The organism is Turicimonas sp. TL08 (assembly GCF_054660695.1).
Map to the genome: position 1 here is coordinate 95401 of NZ_BAAGDP010000002.1, position 18258 is coordinate 113658.

General features: G+C 45.5%; 16 protein-coding genes. 11 read left to right on the plus strand and 5 right to left on the minus strand.

Annotation, left to right across the window (positions count from 1 at the left end):
• Positions 1 to 29 precede the first annotated feature (29 nt).
• The 4 genes from ileS to dut are packed head-to-tail and all read left to right on the plus strand — an operon-like array spanning position 30 to position 5064.
• The gene (gene ileS / locus ACYQ4O_RS01710; RefSeq protein WP_460174540.1) at positions 30 to 2900 is read left to right on the plus strand and encodes an isoleucine--tRNA ligase; all 2871 of its coding nucleotides are present in this window, start codon (positions 30 to 32) and stop codon (positions 2898 to 2900) included.
• A gap of 3 nt (positions 2901 to 2903) precedes the next feature.
• Positions 2904 to 3398, plus strand: a complete 495-nt coding sequence (lspA, locus tag ACYQ4O_RS01715) for a signal peptidase II (protein WP_308512766.1) — start codon at positions 2904 to 2906, stop codon at positions 3396 to 3398.
• Positions 3399 to 3416: 18 nt separating this feature from the next.
• The gene (gene coaBC, locus ACYQ4O_RS01720; RefSeq protein WP_308512765.1) at positions 3417 to 4634 is read left to right on the plus strand and encodes a bifunctional phosphopantothenoylcysteine decarboxylase/phosphopantothenate--cysteine ligase CoaBC; all 1218 of its coding nucleotides are present in this window, start codon (positions 3417 to 3419) and stop codon (positions 4632 to 4634) included.
• Positions 4618 to 5064, plus strand: coding sequence for a dUTP diphosphatase (dut, locus tag ACYQ4O_RS01725; protein WP_460174541.1), 447 nt, complete (start codon positions 4618 to 4620; stop codon positions 5062 to 5064). The genes coaBC and dut overlap by 17 nt, the downstream gene beginning before the upstream one ends.
• Positions 5065 to 5110: 46 nt before the next feature.
• Here the strand turns inward: dut and ACYQ4O_RS01730 are convergent, their stop codons facing one another.
• Positions 5111 to 7423: an AAA family ATPase gene (locus ACYQ4O_RS01730; RefSeq protein ID WP_460174542.1), complete on the minus strand. Its 2313-nt coding sequence runs from the start codon at positions 7421 to 7423 to the stop codon at positions 5111 to 5113.
• On the minus strand, positions 7416 to 7730 hold the full coding sequence (locus tag ACYQ4O_RS01735; RefSeq protein WP_460174543.1) for an ATP-dependent Clp protease adaptor ClpS: 315 nt from the start codon (positions 7728 to 7730) through the stop codon (positions 7416 to 7418). The genes ACYQ4O_RS01730 and ACYQ4O_RS01735 overlap by 8 nt, the downstream gene beginning before the upstream one ends.
• Before the next feature lie 394 nt (positions 7731 to 8124).
• Here ACYQ4O_RS01735 and ACYQ4O_RS01740 point away from each other — a divergent pair, with 394 nt between their 5' ends.
• Positions 8125 to 8328 (plus strand): cold-shock protein, encoded by a 204-nt coding sequence (locus tag ACYQ4O_RS01740; protein ID WP_308512762.1) that lies wholly within the window; start codon positions 8125 to 8127, stop codon positions 8326 to 8328.
• 50 nt (positions 8329 to 8378) lie between these two features.
• Entirely contained in the window at positions 8379 to 8792 is a 414-nt protein-coding gene (locus tag ACYQ4O_RS01745; protein ID WP_308512761.1) for a DUF192 domain-containing protein, read from the plus strand.
• A 47-nt stretch (positions 8793 to 8839) separates the two neighbouring features.
• Here the strand turns inward: ACYQ4O_RS01745 and ACYQ4O_RS01750 are convergent, their stop codons facing one another.
• Positions 8840 to 9424, minus strand: coding sequence for a superoxide dismutase (locus ACYQ4O_RS01750; protein ID WP_308512760.1), 585 nt, complete (start codon positions 9422 to 9424; stop codon positions 8840 to 8842).
• Positions 9425 to 9471: 47 nt separating this feature from the next.
• Positions 9472 to 11304 (minus strand): exodeoxyribonuclease VII large subunit, encoded by a 1833-nt coding sequence (xseA, locus tag ACYQ4O_RS01755; protein ID WP_460174544.1) that lies wholly within the window; start codon positions 11302 to 11304, stop codon positions 9472 to 9474.
• A gap of 437 nt (positions 11305 to 11741) precedes the next feature.
• On the opposite strand from xseA, the gene lpxK reads away from it, so the two are divergent.
• The 5 genes from lpxK (at position 11742) to galE (ending at position 15536) form a co-directional block, all read left to right on the plus strand.
• Positions 11742 to 12782: a tetraacyldisaccharide 4'-kinase gene (gene lpxK, locus ACYQ4O_RS01760; RefSeq protein WP_460174545.1), complete on the plus strand. Its 1041-nt coding sequence runs from the start codon at positions 11742 to 11744 to the stop codon at positions 12780 to 12782.
• Positions 12782 to 12973: a Trm112 family protein gene (locus tag ACYQ4O_RS01765; RefSeq protein WP_066590826.1), complete on the plus strand. Its 192-nt coding sequence runs from the start codon at positions 12782 to 12784 to the stop codon at positions 12971 to 12973. Before lpxK ends, ACYQ4O_RS01765 begins: the two co-directional genes overlap by 1 nt.
• Positions 12970 to 13728 carry a 3-deoxy-manno-octulosonate cytidylyltransferase gene (gene kdsB, locus ACYQ4O_RS01770; RefSeq protein ID WP_460174546.1) on the plus strand — a complete coding sequence of 253 codons (759 nt, stop codon included), beginning with the start codon at positions 12970 to 12972 and terminating at the stop codon, positions 13726 to 13728. Before ACYQ4O_RS01765 ends, kdsB begins: the two co-directional genes overlap by 4 nt.
• Positions 13729 to 13808: 80 nt before the next feature.
• Positions 13809 to 14462, plus strand: coding sequence for an adenylate kinase (gene adk, locus ACYQ4O_RS01775; RefSeq protein ID WP_277036426.1), 654 nt, complete (start codon positions 13809 to 13811; stop codon positions 14460 to 14462).
• A gap of 54 nt (positions 14463 to 14516) precedes the next feature.
• Positions 14517 to 15536, plus strand: coding sequence for a UDP-glucose 4-epimerase GalE (galE, locus tag ACYQ4O_RS01780; RefSeq protein ID WP_308512756.1), 1020 nt, complete (start codon positions 14517 to 14519; stop codon positions 15534 to 15536).
• A gap of 68 nt (positions 15537 to 15604) precedes the next feature.
• Here the strand turns inward: galE and alaS are convergent, their stop codons facing one another.
• Positions 15605 to 18232: an alanine--tRNA ligase gene (gene alaS / locus ACYQ4O_RS01785; RefSeq protein WP_460174547.1), complete on the minus strand. Its 2628-nt coding sequence runs from the start codon at positions 18230 to 18232 to the stop codon at positions 15605 to 15607.
• Positions 18233 to 18258 lie beyond the last annotated feature (26 nt).

Here is an 18258-nt window from a genome sequence, read left to right on the forward strand (position 1 = left end):
CTTGAAGAGCCCGAGGGGGCCAAGGAATTATGTCAAAAGCAAATAAACAGAATTCGGATGCGGCCGAAGTAAAAAAATTTCCGTTAAATCTTCCTGACACTGAATTTCCGATGAGAGGCAATTTGCCTAAGCGTGAGCCAGAATTCATTAAGGAATGGGAAGCCAAGGATGTTTACGGAAAAATCAGAGCAGCACGCAAAGGTGCGCCTAAATTTCTTCTCCACGACGGCCCTCCCTATGCAAACGGCAACATTCACGTCGGACACGCTGTCAATAAAGTTCTAAAGGACATCATCTGCAAAACCCGTACACTCCAGGGTTTTGATGCTCCTTACGTCCCGGGTTGGGACTGCCATGGCATGCCGATCGAAATTCAAATTGAAAAGACTTACGGCAAGAATCTTCCTAAAGAAGAAATCATGGCTAAATGCCGCGCTTACGCCAAAGAACAAATTAAGAATCAAATGGCAGGCTTCAAGCGCCTCGGCGTTCTCGGCGATTGGTCAGATCCATATCTGACCATGCGCCCGAAAACTGAAGCAGAAGAAATTCGCGCTCTCGGTATTATTTTGGAAAAAGGTTACGTCTACCGTGGTCTTAAACCCGTTAACTGGTGCTTCGATTGCAAGAGTGCTTTAGCTGAAGCTGAAGTTGAATACGCGGACAGAAGCAGCCCCGCCATTGACGTTGCTTTCCCCTTGGCCGATGAAGACAAAGCCAGAGCCGAAGAGCTTTTCAATGTCAAATTGACCAAGCCGACTGCAACCGTAATCTGGACAACCACTCCTTGGACAATCCCGGCCAACCAGGCTTTGAACTTCAGCCCGGAGTTGGACTATGTTGTTGTTGAAACTCCGCATAGAAACTTCATCCTTGCTGAAGGCCTGTATGAAGATGCTCTCAAACGTTATGGCTTAGAAGGAAAAGTTATCGGTAAAGCAAAAGGCTCCGATCTTTATCACCTTCGTTTCAAACATCCTCTTGCCGGTCTCGACAAAGGCTATGACAGATTTTCTCCTGTCATCATCGCCGATTACGTTGACGCAACAGCCGGTACCGGTATCGTTCACAGTGCTCCTGCATACGGTGTAGACGACTACGTCTCCTGTAAGAAGGACGGCTTAACCAACGACGAGATTCTCAATCCCGTTCAGGCAGACGGTGTTTATGCCTCTTGGCTTCCGATGTTTGCCGGATTAAATATTTGGAAAGCTCAGCCGAAAATTTTGGATGCATTGACTGTTGCGGGCAACCTCCTCAATCACGAGACTATCAGCCACAGCTATATGCACTGCTGGCGTCATAAGACACCGCTGATTTACAGAGCAACTAACCAGTGGTTTATCAGAATGGATGAACCGGTCGCTGACTCTGAGGGCGTCTGCAAGCCTGTTGAAAAAGAACCTGTTCTTCGCAAAGTCGCATTAGAAGCTGTTGAAGCCACGACTTTCTATCCTGAATGGGGCGAAGTCAGACTCCACAACATGATCGCCAACCGTCCTGACTGGTGTATCTCCAGACAGAGAACCTGGGGTGTTCCTCTGCCCTTCTTGATCAATAAAGAAACCGGCAAACTTCACCCGGACACACTGAAAATCTTGAGAGACGTTGCAGACAAAGTTGAACAAGGCGGCATCGAAGTTTGGACGCAGTTGAAAGTCTCCGACCTCATCGATAAAGATGTTGATTTGTATGAAAAATCCACTGATACGTTAGATGTTTGGTTTGATTCCGGAACCACTCATATGACTGTCATGAGAGGCTCTCACGCTGACAAGCTCGGCTATCCTGCAGACTTGTACCTCGAAGGAAGCGACCAGCACAGAGGGTGGTTCCACTCTTCTCTTCTGACCGGCTGCGCCATCGATAAGAGAGCTCCGTACAAAGCTTTGCTCACACACGGCTTTACCGTAGACGAAGAAGGCCGCAAGATGAGCAAATCTTTAGGCAACGTCATTCTGCCTTCCGAAATTGCCGATAAATACGGTGCTGAAATTATCCGTTTGTGGGTCGGCAGCTCCGATTACACCGGTGAAATTTCTCTCGGTCAGACAATTCTGAAAGGTACCGTAGATTCCTACCGTCGCTTCAGAAATACCATCCGCTTCCTCTTGGCCAACACCAACGACTTTGATATTGAAAAAGACGCCGTTCCGGTTGAAGAGTTAGCAGAACTGGATAGATGGGCTATCGCAAGAACTCAACAGCTTCAAGACGAAGTTTTGACTAAGTACGATGCTTATGATTTCCATATGGTTTCCTCCATGCTGCAGCTCTTTGCAAGCGATGATTTGGGCGGTTTCTATTTGGATATTCTCAAGGATCGTCTGTACACAACAGCTGCCGATTCAAAGGCTCGTCGTTCCGCTCAGACAGCATTGTGGTATCTGACCAATGCCTTCTTGAAGATGATTGCTCCGATTCTTTCCTTCACTGCTGAAGAGGCATATTCCTTCTTCAACCCGAAGAGCTCCGGAACCATCTTCACGGAAAAATTCGAAGCCCTTCCTGTCATCAGCGAATCCGTTGAACTGCTCAACAAATGGGCTGTCATCCGCGCTATCCGCTCTGATGTCCAGAAAGAAATTGAAGTTCTCAGAGCTGAAGGCAAAGTCGGTTCCTCATTACAAGCAGCTGTGGAACTGAAGGTACCGCAAACCGAATACGATATCCTCCAGACTTTAGGCGACGAACTTCGCTACGTCTTCATCACAAGTTCCGCAAAACTTGTCGGTGTCTCTGACAAACGCGAAATTATCGTTAAGCCGATGACCGAAAAGAAATGCGAACGCTGCTGGCAATACGTTGAAAGCGTCGGAAAAGACCAGAACTATCCGACACTGTGCTGCCGCTGCGTAGGCAATTTGTTCGGTGTTCCTGAAGAACGTAAATTTGCTTAATTGATGGCTTCAAAAAAAACTAATAATTGGAACTGGACCGCGGTATTCCTGTGGTCCCTCTTTGCTGCACTGCTTATCGGACTTGATCAATGGACCAAGTACTGGATTCAGCATCGGATGATTGTCGGTGACTCAGAAAGAGTCACTGACTTCTTCAATCTCGTCGTTGCTTACAACACCGGTGCAGCATTCTCTTTTCTTGCAGATGCCGGCGGATGGCAGCAGCCGATTTTCTTGGTGCTAGCCCTTGTTATTTCCGTCGTCATTCTGTGTCTTATTGCTAAAAACAGTTCGAAACCCGTTTTGTGCTTCGGACTGTCTCTCGTTTTAGCCGGTGCCATTGGAAATGCCTACGACCGCATGAATTTAGGTTATGTCGTCGATTTTCTGGACTTCCATGCATTTAACTATCATTGGCCCGCATTTAACGTTGCTGACATTTGTATTTGCGTCGGCGCTTTCATTGTCATTATTTGGGAATTTTTCCGTTCCAAGTAATCTTTCTAAGGATGTCGTATGCACATTCTAAAAGGCAAAAAAATACTTCTGGGCATTACCGGAAGCATTGCTGCTTATAAAGCGTGTGAGCTCATCCGTCTGCTTGTCAAAAATCAGGCGGAAGTTCAGGTAGTGCTTACGGAGGCCGCCTCCCATTTCGTCGGTGAAGCCACCTTCGAGGCTCTTACCCGAAGAAAAGTTGCCAAAAATATGTGGGACCCTTCCAACAGCACAATCGCTCATATCGATCTTGTTGATTGGGCTGATCTCATCGTAGTAGCCCCGGCAACCGCCAACTTCATTGCAAAACTTCGGAACGGCATTTGCGATGATCTTCTCAGTTCTTTATGTGCAGCCCGCAAGACACCGATAATCATTGCTCCGGCAATGAATGCTTTTATGTGGAACAACCCGGCAAATCTAGAGAACGTCGAAAAGCTTCAAAGCTGGCCCGATGTTTCGTTCTCGGGTCCTGAAGCCGGCATTCAAGCTTGCGGAGATAACGGCAAAGGAAGACTCAAAGAGCCGGCAGACATCGCTGAGGACATTAGCCGGGCTTTTTATCCTAAGCTTCTGTCGGGTAAAAAAGTATTGATTACGGCAGGACCGACTTTTGAAGCGCTCGATCCGGTCCGAGGAATTACCAATTCCTCCAGCGGAAAACAAGGCTACAGCATTGCATCTGCCTGCAGCCGTTACGGGGCAGATGTTTTACTGGTATCAGGACCGGTGCACCAACAGACGCCTGCAGGAGCAGAACGATTTAACGTCACGAGTGCCGAAGAGATGAAAAATTGCGTTATGCAGCTCTTAGATAAGGAAAAACCGGACGTTTTCATTTCAGTTGCCGCCGTAGCGGATTATCGCCCGGCTCACTTTTCTGATAAGAAAATCAAAAAAGAAAACTCTTCGGATTCCTACACTCTGGAACTGACAAAGAATCCGGATATCCTTTCCTTAGTTGGCCATTTAGAAAACAAGCCCCTTTGCATCGGCTTTGCGGCCGAAACCAATGATGTCATCGAAAACGGCCAGCTTAAGCTTCAGAGAAAAGGCGCAGATTTAATTGTCGCCAATCCTGCCAATGCGATTAATTCTGACTCCAATGACGCCGTGTTCATTACAAAGGACGGCCTAAAAACACTCGGGCCCGGAAGCAAAGAAGCATTAGCCGACACACTTGTATTAGAAATCAACAGACTCTTGAAGGACAGAAACTGTGAACGTTCAAATTAAATACTTAGATCCGCGGGCAAAAGAATTCAAACCCTCCTACGGAACACCCGGATCTGCCGGAGTTGACTTAAGAGCCATGATTGATAAACCTATTGTGGTCGAACCGGGAGAAACTTATCTCATCGGCACGGGAATCAGCATCTATCTGCGGGATCCAAACTATGCTGCGCTTGTTCTTCCGCGCTCAGGTCTCGGCCATAAGCACGGAATCGTTCTCGGCAATTTAGTCGGCTTGATTGACTCCGATTACCAAGGCGAACTGAAAGTCTCCTGCTGGAATCGTTCGAGTGAAGCTTTTACCGTTCAGCCTCTTGACAGAATTGCACAAATGATTATTGTGCCCGTTGTTCACGCTCAATTCGAAGAGGTTGAAGAGTTCCAACAAACCGAACGAGGAACAGGAGGTTTCGGTTCCTCCGGAATTGGTTAATTTCTCTGCAAGAAAGCCGCATTCAGCGGCTTTCTGCTTATTCTTACTACTTATTGTGCGGAACTTCTGCGGGCAACTCTTGAGCTGAATCGGCCGTTTCAGCTTTTGGAATAATCGGAGCCGGCTCGATATCTAAAATCACTTTCTCCTGAGCATCCAATCCAATTTTGACCTTTCCACCTCGGCTTAGCTGACCGAAAAGCAGTTCATCGGCCAATGCTTTTCTCACCGTATTCTGAATCAAGCGGGACATCGGACGAGCTCCCATCTTCGGATCAAACCCTTTCTTAGCCAAGAACTCTTTAAGCTCTTCCGTAAATGTCGCCTCCACTTTTTTCATGTGAAGCTGGGTTTCAATTTCCAGGAGGAATTTATCAACCACTTTTCTAATTTCGTTTGTTCCCAGTGCTTTAAAGGAAACAATCGCATCCAAGCGGTTGCGAAATTCAGGCGTAAAGGTCTTATTAATCTCAATCTGCTCATCGCCGTAATGCGTTGAGTTAAGAAAACCGATGGAGGATTTGCTCAAATCTCTGGCCCCGGCATTAGTCGTCAAGATCAAAATAACGTTTCTAAAGTCTGCTGTTTTACCGTTGTTGTCCGTCAATGCGCCGTGATCCATCACCTGTAGAAGGATGTTGTAAATATCCGGATGAGCTTTTTCAATTTCATCTAGCAGCAGAACGGAATGCGGATGCTTGCCGATTTCTTCAGTCAATAATCCGCCTTGATCAAAGCCGACGTATCCCGGAGGCGCACCAATCAAGCGCGACACGGAGAATTTCTCCATGTACTCACTCATATCAAAACGTATCAGCTTAACCCCCATGGCTGAGGCTAGCTGTTTTGCTAATTCCGTTTTACCGACGCCTGTAGGCCCGGCAAACAAGAAAGCACCAATTGGCCTATCTGTCTTGCCAAGACCGCTCCTAGAGAGTTTTATCGCGTCTGAAATAGCGTCAATAGCCGGATCCTGACCGTAAATTACATTCTTCAATGTTTGAGCCAAAGTCTTCAATCGATTCTTGTCGTCCGAAGAAACGGTCTGGGGAGGCACCCTCGCCATCTTTGTAATGACTTCCTCAATATCCGCCTTGGTAACAATATTGCTCTTGCCGTCCGAATGCAATCTTTTTCTTGCACCGGCTTCATCGATAACATCGATGGCCTTATCAGGAAGTTTTTTATCGGAGATAAAGCGGTCGGAAAGTTCAACTGCTGCAACAATGGCTGAGTCTTTGTAAACCACACTGTGATGTTCCTCAAACTTGCCGCTCAAACCCTTAAGAATTTCAATTGTTTCCTTGACGGTCGGTTCAGTCACATCAATCTTCTGGAAACGTCTCATCAGGGCGGAGTCTTTGCTGAAAATTTTTCTGAGATCGTCGTAGGTTGTAGCCCCGACGACTCGCAGAGTACCCTTTGCCAGATGGGGCTTCATCATGGTTGCGGCATCTGATGCACTGCCCTCGGTAGTACCGGCCCCTAAAATCTGATGAATTTCATCAATGAAGAGAATGGTCTTCGGCTTGGATTCAACTTCCTTAATAAGGTTCTTCATTCTTTCTTCGAAGTCGCCGCGATAATGAGCGCCGGCAAGCATTGAGCCGACATCCACGGAATAAACTTCGAAGTCTGATAAGAATTTAGGAACTTCTCCTTTTACGATCTTGTAAGCGAGTCCTTCGCCGATTGCAGTCTTACCGACACCGGCCTCACCGACAAGAATAGGATTATTCTTCCTTCTTCTTGCCAGAACCTGGATAACTCTTTCAATTTCTTCGCTTCGGCCGATCAATGGATCAATGCGGCCTTCTTTAACCTCATTGTTTAAGTTCAACGCATAGGTGTCTAAAGCGGATTTTCGTCTTTTACTTTCTCTCGCATCTTCCTCGGCCTCTTGTGCTCCGAATTCTTCACTCTCGGCCAAGATGGTTTCGATGTATTCGGCAAGAACGTTTCTATCGATACCGTGCTGATTAAGAAGGTAGACCGCTTCGCAGTCCTTTTCCGCCAGCAAAGCATCGAGCAGATCTAAGCTGTCGACTTCTTCTCGGTTTTCCGACTGTGCTTGAATAATGGCACGCTGCAAAACTCGTGAGTACCCGACGGTCACGTCCGGATTCTTATCCTTAGCAAGTTTATTTTGCTCAGCTATCTCTTTTGAAATAACCAGGTTAATCTCGTTTTCGAGTTCGTGAGTATCAACTTCTTGTTCTTCCAAGAACTCCTCGACCTCTCCTCCCTGCAGAAGTCCCCATAGCAAATACTCTAGAGTCAGATACTCAACTCCATCGCTTCTTCCTCGAAGGAAGACAATCATCATTAATTTTTGAACTTCTTTACTTAAACTACTCATTTTCTTCTATGGTTATCTTAAGCGGATAGCCTTCAGCTCTTGCCATTTCACGGGATTTCATCATTTTTGTTTCGGCTAAATCCTTGCTGTAAATCCCTGCAACACCGCGCCCTTCTTCATGCACTTTCAGCATGATCGTCATCGCGTCTTCCGTTGATTTTCCGAATACCTCTTTCAGGAGCATTACAACAAACTCCATTGTCGTTACATCGTCGTTATGGAGAATGACACTCCATCTATTCGGTCTCTTATAAGGCTTAAACTTCGGTTTTACCCTTGTTGACGATCCAGTTTGCGAGCAAGACATATCACTAATTTTTGTGGTTAGATAACAACAATTAAATGCGGACAAACCGCCAAAATACTTTTTCCTTGTCCGAACCCAACTATCAGACAATTTTGACTAAATAACCTCAGAGTAAGGGTTACAAAGCATTTTTTTCTGTAATAAAGATATGCGCTTGTCCCAACTCATCTTGTCAATGATACTTTGTCCTCGTTGACAATTCTCCCGTATACATTAAAAATCTAGTTACTGTCAGTCTTTTCTCACAGACAGTAAGGCAGTACCGCAGTAGTAGTCAGGTTTCAGCAAAAGGTCGTACCGGTTGTGAAAATCCAGCTTAACGAACTGTCAAAAACACATTCAGTGGCGGGTGAGCACCAGAGACAACGCCGTTAAATTTTTGGAGATATAAAAAATGGCAACAGGAACCGTAAAATGGTTTAACGACGTAAAAGGCTACGGATTCATCACTCCCGATGACGGCGGTGAAGATCTCTTCGCTCATTTCTCTGCAATCAAGATGGACGGCTTCAAGACCCTCAAAGAAGGTCAGAAAGTTACCTATGATGTGAAAGTCGGTGAAAAAGGCAAACAAGCTGACAACATCAAACTGGTTTAATTCGAAATCTTAGCTATAAAAACTCGGCTCAGACCGAGTTTTTCTTTTCCATGAAATACTGCTGCCGCATTCTCTTAGCTCTGCTCCTCCCGATGGCCGTTAATGCCGCGGAACTAAAAGAGATTCAAATCAATCAAAAAATCATTCAAGTGGAAATTGCTGACACTGACCAAGAAAGAGAAATCGGCCTGATGTACCGCAAGAAACTTCCAGCTGAAAATGGAATGCTCTTTAAATTCGACTATGCCATGCCGGTCTGCATGTGGATGAAAAACACCTACATTCCGCTCTCGGTCGCTTTTATTGACAGCAACGGGACAATAATCAATATCGAAAAAATGCACCCCCTGACAGAGAATATTCACTGCAGCAAAAGAGCAGCGAAATACGCTCTTGAAATGAATCAAGGCTGGTTCGAAAAAAACAACATAAAGAAAGGCGACAAAGTCGCCTCCCTTAAATAAAACCGCAGGCTCCTCGCCTGCGGTTTTCTCTCATCCAATCAATTCAATTATTGAAGATTCTTTTCTACGAATTCCCAGTTAACGAGATGTTCGAGGAATGTTGTAACGAACTGGGCTCTGACATTGTAGTAGTCCAGATAGTAAGCATGTTCCCAAACGTCGCAAACCATCAAAGGCTTAGATGGAGAGGAAATCGGGGAGCCTGCATTGCTGGTGTTAAGAATGTCTAAAGTACCGTTTTCTGTTTGAATCAGCCATGTCCAGCCGGAACCGAAATTGCCGGCAGCACTCTTAATGAACTGTTCTTTGAATGCATCATAGTTTTCCCACTTAGCCTCGATCGCAGCTAAAACTCGGCCGGTAGGAACTCCGCCGCCGTTAGGAGTTAAGCTGTTCCAGAAGAAAGTGTGGTTCCAATTTTGAGATGCGTTATTGAAAATTGGACCCTGTTGAGTAGTACGGATAATCTCCTCTAAAGGCATTGATTCATAGTCTGTACCAGCAATCAATGTGTTGAGTGTGTCAACGTAGCCTTTATGATGTTTTCCATAGTGATAGCTCAGAGTCTTTTCGCTCATGTAAGGCTCGAGAGCATTCATCGCAAAAGGAAGAGGAGGAAGTGTAAATGCCATTTGGGGTCTCCTAGTGTTTATTATTTCTTGCGGTATTATGCATAGTTTTAAGTGTTTTTGCTAGTGATCCTCTCAACTCGAGCATTAATGGTTCGATCATAGAAAATCACTTGAATCTCTTGGCCTTCCTGCAGCTCTTCACCCCTTCTGACAACCTCATTTTTACGCTTAACAATAGCGTATCCGAGTTGTAGCATTTTGTTAGGATCCAGTCCTGAAAGTTTCGTCTCCAGATTAATTAAACTATTCCGCCTTACCGTCAGTTTCATTTGGCCATAAGCGCGCATTGACTCGGCGGCGATTTTTATCGAATCATTCTTCAAAACCGGCCTTTGTTTGCGCAGACTCTGCAGACTGCCGAGAAGCCTTTGTCTCTGGAAAACAACCTCGCTGAAAAACCCCTTAAACAGGGTCAAAATATATTGTCTGGTTTCTTTTTTTCCTTCAGCAATCCTTGCATCCGGAGTTTCCAATCGATAAAGTGCCGGAGTTTTTAGCTGAATAAAGAATCCTTCTCTCTGCACTTTAATCTTTTCTAATAGATGATGGAGATCTTTGGATCTGTCCTGAAACTGAACCTTATTTTTAAAACCGCAAATCTCGTAAAACAGTTTTTGACTTTGACGCCCTCTATGGTCTTGGAAATTCTTTGCGAGTCCTTGTGCTAAAAAAGCCAGTTTGTCTTTGTAGCCCGCCAACAGAATATCCAAAGGCGGAAGTTCAATTTTCAGCTGACGTTCCCTTGAAGCCAAACTTTGATTGACTAAATTAGAGATACGAACCAAACAGGAAGAATATTGAGAGGCTTTCGGCACAAAAGAAATCCTCCCCATACTATGAAGCTTTTTCTGCAAATTTGTCTGTGAAGAAAATAAAAAATTGCTTGCGCTTCCTTTAAAGCCCAGAAGATCTTTTTTAAAACGATCCGAGTAATAGTTCAGAAAAACATCGGGAGACTCAAAAAGTCTGGAGGCATAAGCCGTCTGGTTTTCAGAACGGCTCAAAAAGTTCTCTATGTCTTTGTAAAGAGTCCGGCACAGTTTCTCCACACGCAGAAGAAGCTCTTCTTTTGGGGCTGCCGCAGCCACAGCGGCCGCCGTAGGATTTGGAGCCCAGATATCAGCGGCAAAGTCTGCAATGGTCTGATCACTGTCATGGCCGATACCGGTGATCACCGGAATACTGCACTGACGGATGGCTCTGGCGACCTTCTCTTCGTTAAAGCACCATAAGTCTTCTATGGAACCTCCGCCGCGAACAAGAAGCAAAACATCAACTTCCTTTCTTTCTGATGCAATTCGAAGCGAGCGAACTATACCTTCGGCTGCCGCCGCACCCTGTACAAAGGTCGGATAAACAATGATGTCAACGTATGGTGAATATCTTTTTAGCCGAGTAAGGACATCTTTTAAAGCTGCGGTTTGAAGCCCTGTAACGACTCCTACAGTTCTCGGTGCCAGAGGAACCGGCCGTTTCAGCTCACGCTGGAAAAGTCCCTCGTCAGACAGCTTCTTCTTTAATGCAAGAAATTTTTCAAAGAGTTCTCCTTGTCCGCTTCTGACCATTCGGCGCACTTCCAGAGACAATTTTCCGGTTTTACCGTAGAGGCTCAGATTGCCTCCGACTTTAACCTTATCGCCGATAGCCGGACTAAAAGTTACGGCATAATTTTTAGAGGCGAACATCATGCAGTTTAAAACTGCCTCTTCATCCTTGATAGCAAAATACCAATGCCCGCTCGCACGGTTATTATTAAAAGAAGAGATTTCCCCTTCGACAAGAAGAGTCCTCATCGACTTAACCGTCCAATCAATTTTCTGAACCGCTTCCGAGACGGTCATAATTCTCGGATCTTTTACTGTATTTACTATCTCACTCAATCTTCACTCCTTGATGCATGAATATTAAGCCAATTATTTTTTTGTTCGTGAACAAAGAACATATTGAGCCGTTATTTTTTACCCTTATCCACATAATCCACAAAGTTATCCACAATTTTATTCACCACCGTTGAGAATGCCGATGAGTTTATGTAACTTATTGAATTTAAATATAATTTTTGAATTAACAAAGGTGAAAAAGCTAAAAAATCCTTTTAAATTCAAAATAGTTATGCACACTTTCCAGAAGTTATCCACAAAGTTATTAACAATGAAAAGGTTGGAAGCAGGAGGTTATTTTTCTCTTACTCATTGATTTCACGTCTCTTCGTTTTTTTGAGTCATCTCAAACATTTTTTGTTCACAAAATTCGGAAATTAAGTTGAACGAAAAAAATAAAGTGTTTTCTCTTTTACAATTAATTTTTTTGACTCTTAATGACTTCAATGAAAGTTCAACTTGAATCTTTCCTACATAAACAATGGGATCGCCGAGGATTAATTTCCTGGCTCCTTTTACCGTTTTCCGCCGTTTTTATGGGTGCGGCGAAATACAGAAAAAACAAGACCGTTCCTGTGAAAATCAGAGTTCCGGTTGTTGTGGTAGGAAATATTTATGTCGGAGGTACAGGAAAAACACCGGTCACGATTGCATTAGTCAAAGAACTTCAGGAGAGAGGATGGAACCCCGGTGTAATCTCCCGCGGCTACAAAGGCAAAACCGATTCCCCTAAAGAAGTTTTAACAACCAGTGATCCGGATATTGTCGGAGACGAACCTCTTCTTATAAAAAAATCCACGAACGTTCCGACTTTTGTTTCTAAAAAGAGAGTTGCCGCTGCCGAAGCTCTGCTGAAAGCCTATCCTGAGGTCGATATTCTTATTAGTGACGACGGGCTGCAGCATTATGAACTTCAGCGTGACTTTGAAATTGCAGTTATCGGAGCCCGGGGCTTAGGCAACGGATGGGTTCTCCCTTCAGGCCCTCTAAGAGAGCCGCCTTCCCGTCTTAATGATGTTGATGCTCTGGTCCTTAACGCAACGGAAGACGTGATTTCTTCCACAACTCCGAGATATGTGGCAACCAGCGGATTTACCAACGCCATTCAATACGCAACCGGTGAAGTCATTTCTTTGGATACATTAAGCAAGATCCAAAGAAAGAAGCAATACTCAGCGGCAGCAGTGGCTGGCATCGCCGTGCCGAAAAGATTCTTCTCCATGCTCAGAGCTCACGGTTTGGAAGTGGTAGGCATTCCGCTTCCGGATCATTACGATTACGACAAAAATCCCTTTAAGGACATCAACGCTGATCTCATCTTCATTACAGAGAAAGACGCGGTTAAATGCAGAAAGCACGAAGACATTAAAAGAGACACTAGAATCTACGTCGTGCCTTTAGAAATAGTTTTAGATAAGTTCTTAATAGATTTCATTGAAGAAAAACTTTCTTCTTTGAAACCAGAGAAAAAAGCATAATGGATCCGAAATTAACACAAATACTTGTTTGTCCTTTCTGTAAGGGCCCTCTTTTGTACGATAAAGAAAAGAAAGAACTGTTTTGCAAACGCGATAAAAAAGCGTTCTCAGTTATCGATGAAATTCCCGACTTAGTGCCGGATGAAGCAAGAGATCTTTCCGATGAAGAGCTGGAGCAAAAACTGAAATGAGTTTTACCGTTATTATCCCGGCGCGACTGGCCAGCACAAGGCTTCCGAACAAGCCTCTGGCTTTAATCGACGGTATTCCAATGATTGTCAGAGTAGCTCAACAGGCTGCGAAGTCAGCAGCCTCGCGCGTCATTGTCGCCTGCGATGACCTGACGGTCCAAAAGGCGTGCGAAGAGCACGGCATCGAAGCACAATTGACCTCAAAAGACTGTGCCTGCGGTACCGATAGATTAAGCGAAGTGGTCAATAAACTTAATCTCGATGAAAACGAAATTATCGTCAATGTCCAGGGAGACGAGCCTCTTATTCCGGTTGACATCATTAATTTAGTTGCAGAAATTCTAAAAAAGGATGAAGGCTTGGCAATGGGAACGGCCGCCATTCGAATCCGTGATGCAGAAGAATTCTTCAATCCGAATGTTGTCAAAGTTGAGCTCAACCAGAAAAATGAAGCGCTGACTTTCAGTAGAGCCCCAATCCCTTGGAATCGAGATTTGTTTGCCAAATCCAAAGAATCCATTCCGGAAGATTTAGGACTGCGCCATGTCGGAATTTACAGCTATCGGGCTTCTTTCTTGAAGCAGTATCCGCACCTTTCTAAATCACCTTTAGAGACTTTCGAAAGTTTGGAACAACTACGTGCTCTTTGGCATGGTTACAAAATCGGTGTAGAAATCTTCAACCGTGAGATTCCTCCGGGAGTAGATACTTTTGAAGATTTAGAAAGAGTCCGGCTTTATTTCAGCAAGAAATAATGTCTCACACTAAATTATTTCTTCGATTCCTAATTTCTTTTAAAATTTAACTTTTATATTTCAATAAGTGGAGTTGTCAAATGCGTTTGATTCTTCTCGGAGCTCCAGGTGCAGGCAAAGGCACTCAAGCAGCTCTCATCACTGCCCACTATAACATTCCTCAAATTTCTACCGGTGATATGCTGCGTGCTGCTGTCAAAGCAGGTACTCCTTTGGGTTTAGCCGCTAAGAAAATTATGGATGCCGGCGAACTCGTAAGCGATGACATCATCATCGGCCTGGTTAAGGAACGCCTCCAGCAGCCTGACTGCAAGAACGGATTCCTCTTCGACGGTTTCCCACGCACAATTCCTCAGGCAGAAGCTCTGAAAGAAGCAGGCATTCCAATTGACTACGTTTTGGAAATCGCTGTACCCGATGAAGCCATTTTGGAAAGAATGAGCGGCAGACGCGTTCATCTTCCTTCCGGCAGAAGCTACCACATCAAGTTCAATCCTCCTAAAGTCGAAGGTAAGGACGATGTGACAGGTGAAGATTTGATTCAGAGAGACGACGATAAAGAAGAAACCGTTAAGAAGCGTCTTCAGGTTTATCACAACCAGACGGAAGCTTTGGTTGATTTTTATCAGAAGCTCGCTGCTGAAGGTCAATCTAACACTAAATACGTTAAAGTCGACGGTATCGGCGATGTGAAAGAAGTTAACCGCCGCATCATTGACGCGTTGAGTAAGTAATTCAGATCAGTTTCGGCCTTGCTCTTTGCAAGGCCTTATTTTTTGGATTTTGGAATGACTAAAAATATCCTTGTAACCGGAGGAACGGGATACATCGGATCCCACATGGTTGTCAGCCTGATTGAAGCCGGCTACAACCCGATTATTTTTGATAACTTCAGCAACAGCAAACCGACTGTTCTGGATCGCATCGAAAAAATTACCGGTAAGAGACCTGTTCTTATCGAAGGCGACATCCGCTTTGAGAGCGACTTAGACAAAGTTTTCACGGAGTACAAAATCGACTCCGTCATTAACTTCGCAGGAAAAAAAGCCGTCGGTGAATCCGAGTCCGATCCGCTTCTTTATTTTTCCTACAACGTCGAAGGCACTATCGTGCTTCTGCGCGTTATGAAAAAACACGGTGTCAAGGAATTTATCTTTTCCTCATCGGCCACCGTCTACGGCGATCCCGGCTATGATGAATTCGATGAATCCACTCCTCTGTCCCCGATCAACAATTACGGCCTGAGCAAGTGGATGATTGAAGAAGTTCTTAGAAAAACATTCAGAGCAGAACCCGATTGGTCAATTGCCATCCTGAGATACTTCAATCCGGTCGGTGCCCATGAAAGCGGACTCATCGGCGAAGATCCTAACGGCATTCCAAACAATCTTATGCCGTTTATTTCTCAAGTCGCCGTCGGCAAACGCGATCACTTAAATGTGTTCGGCAACGACTATCCCACTGCAGACGGCACCGGCTGCCGAGACTACATCCATGTAATGGACCTCGTAGACGGCCATTTACAAGCCCTGAAGGTACTTAATCATCAGCCTCAGCTGCTTACCGTTAACCTCGGAACCGGCAGCTCTACGAGCGTTTTAGAGCTTGTACGCGCCTTTGAAAAAGCAAGCGGCAAGAAAGTTCCTTACCAAATTTGCCCGCGCCGTGCAGGAGACAAAGCGGCCTACTGGACTAACCCCGCAAAAGCAAAGACAGTCCTAAACTGGCAAGCCAAGCGTGGTATTGAAGAAATGTGTGCCGACACTTGGCGTTGGCAGAGCATGAATCCTAACGGATACGAAGATTAATCCAACACACCTATTAAACAAAAACGCCGCGAATGCGGCGTTTTTGTTTAAGCACTAGACCTCGCGGACTAGGCTAATTTTTCAGAGATGAATTTCTTCACATCTGCAATTACTTTGCCCATGCTTTCCGGTGCGTTTCCGCCGCCTTGAGCAAAGTCAGGACGTCCGCCGCCTTTACCGCCGAGTTCTGCAGCAGTGAAAGCAACAACTTCACCGGCTTTGATCTTGCCGACGAGATCTTTAGTAACACCGACTGCTACGCTGGCTTTACCCTCGTCAGACTTGAGAAGAACGATAACGCCGGACTTCAATGTGTCTTTGAGTTTGTCGATGGAATCACGAAGAGCCTTGGTTTCAACGCCCTTCATTTCAACCACCAAGACCTTGGTTCCGTTCATCTCTTCGGCCTGGGAAGCGACGTTGGCAGAAGCACTCTGTGCAAGCTTGGTCTTGAGTGCAGCAAGTTCTTTTTCAAGAGCCTTAACATCAGCCAAGGTATCGTGAACTTTGCCTAAAACCTCTCCGACCGGAGCCTTAAATTCGGCAGCAACTTCTTCTAAAGACTTCTCTTGGGTCTGGGTAAATCTTAGGGCGTTCATGCCGGTAACAGCTTCTATTCTGCGGATACCTGCAGCCACAGCGGACTCGCTGACGATCTTGAACATGCCGATATCGCCTGTTCTCTGAACGTGAGTACCGCCGCAGAATTCGCAGCTTGAACCGATGTTGAGAACACGAACGACTTCGCCGTATTTTTCACCGAAGAGCATAACGGCTTCGGTCTTCTTAGCTTCATCGATCGGCATGACGCGAGTCATTGTCTGAGTGTTTCTCAGAATTTCTTTGTTGACGATATCTTCAACTTGGAAAATCTGTTCTTCAGTCATCGGACCGTTGTGAACGAAGTCAAATCTCGTTCTTTCGCCGTTGACCATAGAACCGCGCTGCTGGACATGAGAGCCAAGCACTTCTCTCAGTGCTTTATGCATCAAGTGAGTAACGGAGTGATTTCTTGCGGTAGCAGCTCGGATATCTTCGTTTACTGTACCTGTAAACAAATCGCCGAGCTTAACGCTGCCTTCTGCAACGTAACACATATGTCCGAAGACGTCTGCCTTAATCTTGAATGTATCGTCAACTTTCAGGATTGTGGTCTTGTTCTTGAACTGGCCTTGATCGCCGACTTGGCCGCCGCTTTCTGCGTAGAACGGAGTCTTGTCGAATACGACAACGACTTCATCGCCGGATTCTGCTTCATCAACGATTTCACCGTCCTTGTAAATAGCCTCAACCTTGCAGCCGTGAGCTGTCAAAGTTTCGTAGCCTAAGAAGTTAGTCGGAGCACCGGCGTAATCAAGACCTTGAGCCATCTTAAACTTGCCTTGTGAGCGGGCAAGTTCTCTTTGTTTGGCCATTGCAGCTTCAAAGCCTTCGATATCAACTGCAACGCCTCTTTCACGGCAGACGTCGGCTGTTAAATCAACCGGGAAACCGTAGGTGTCATGCAGTTTAAATGCAATGTCGCCGCCGAGAACTTTTTCTCCGTGTGCCAAAGCTTCATTAAGAATTTCAAGACCTTTGGCAAGTGTCTGGGAAAATCTAACCTCTTCCTGACGGAGAACTTCTTGAATACGCGGATTGTTCAGTTCCGGATACTGCTGTCCCATTTCCTTAGCAACAGCCTTTACCAGCGTATTGAAGAAAAGGGTGCGGGCACCGAGCTTAAAGCCGTGACGCATACCGCGGCGGGCAATACGGCGCAAAACATAGCTTCGGCCTTCATTGCCCGGAAGAATTCCGTCGGCAATAATGAAAGAACATGCACGGATGTGGTCGGCAATAACTTTCAAAGAAGGTGAGTTCGGATCAACGTTTTCTGCTCCTGCAGCTTCAACGGCTTCTTTAACGGCCTTCATTAAGTTCTGGAACAGATCAATTTCGTAGTTGGAATGAACGTGCTGCAAAACGGCGGAAATTCTTTCCAAGCCCATACCGGTATCGACGCTGGGTTTCGGAAGAAGATGCATTTCGCCTTTATCATCACGGTTGTACTGCATGAAAACCAAGTTCCAGATTTCGATGTATCTGTCGCCGTCTTCATCAGGACTTCCCGGAGGACCTCCGGCAACTTCTTCGCCGTGGTCATAGAAAATTTCAGAGCATGGACCGCACGGACCTGTGTCGCCCATCATCCAGAAATTGTCGGAAGCATATCTTGCGCCTTTGTTGTCGCCGATTCTTACGATTCTTTCTGCCGGAACACCGACCTCTTTATTCCAAATGTCATAGGCTTCATCATCCTCGGCATATACCGTGACCCAAAGCTTTTCTTCCGGAAGCATGAAATGCTTGGTCAAAAGCTCCCAAGCGTTTTTGATGGCGTCGCGCTTGAAGTAATCGCCGAAGCTGAAGTTACCCAACATTTCGAAGAATGTGTGGTGACGGGCTGTGTAGCCTACGTTCTCCAAGTCGTTGTGCTTGCCGCCGGCACGCACACACTTCTGAGAAGTAGTCGCACGTTTATAGGGACGCTTATCAAAACCTAAGAAAACATCCTTGAATTGATTCATGCCGGCATTGGTAAAGAGCAATGTCGGATCATCGCCAGGAACCACTGGGCTTGAAGCAACAATGGTGTGGCCTTTAGATTCCATGAACTTCAAAAAAGTTGAACGAATCTCTGAAGCTGTAAACATTTATTAATCTCAAAAATAAAAAGCCG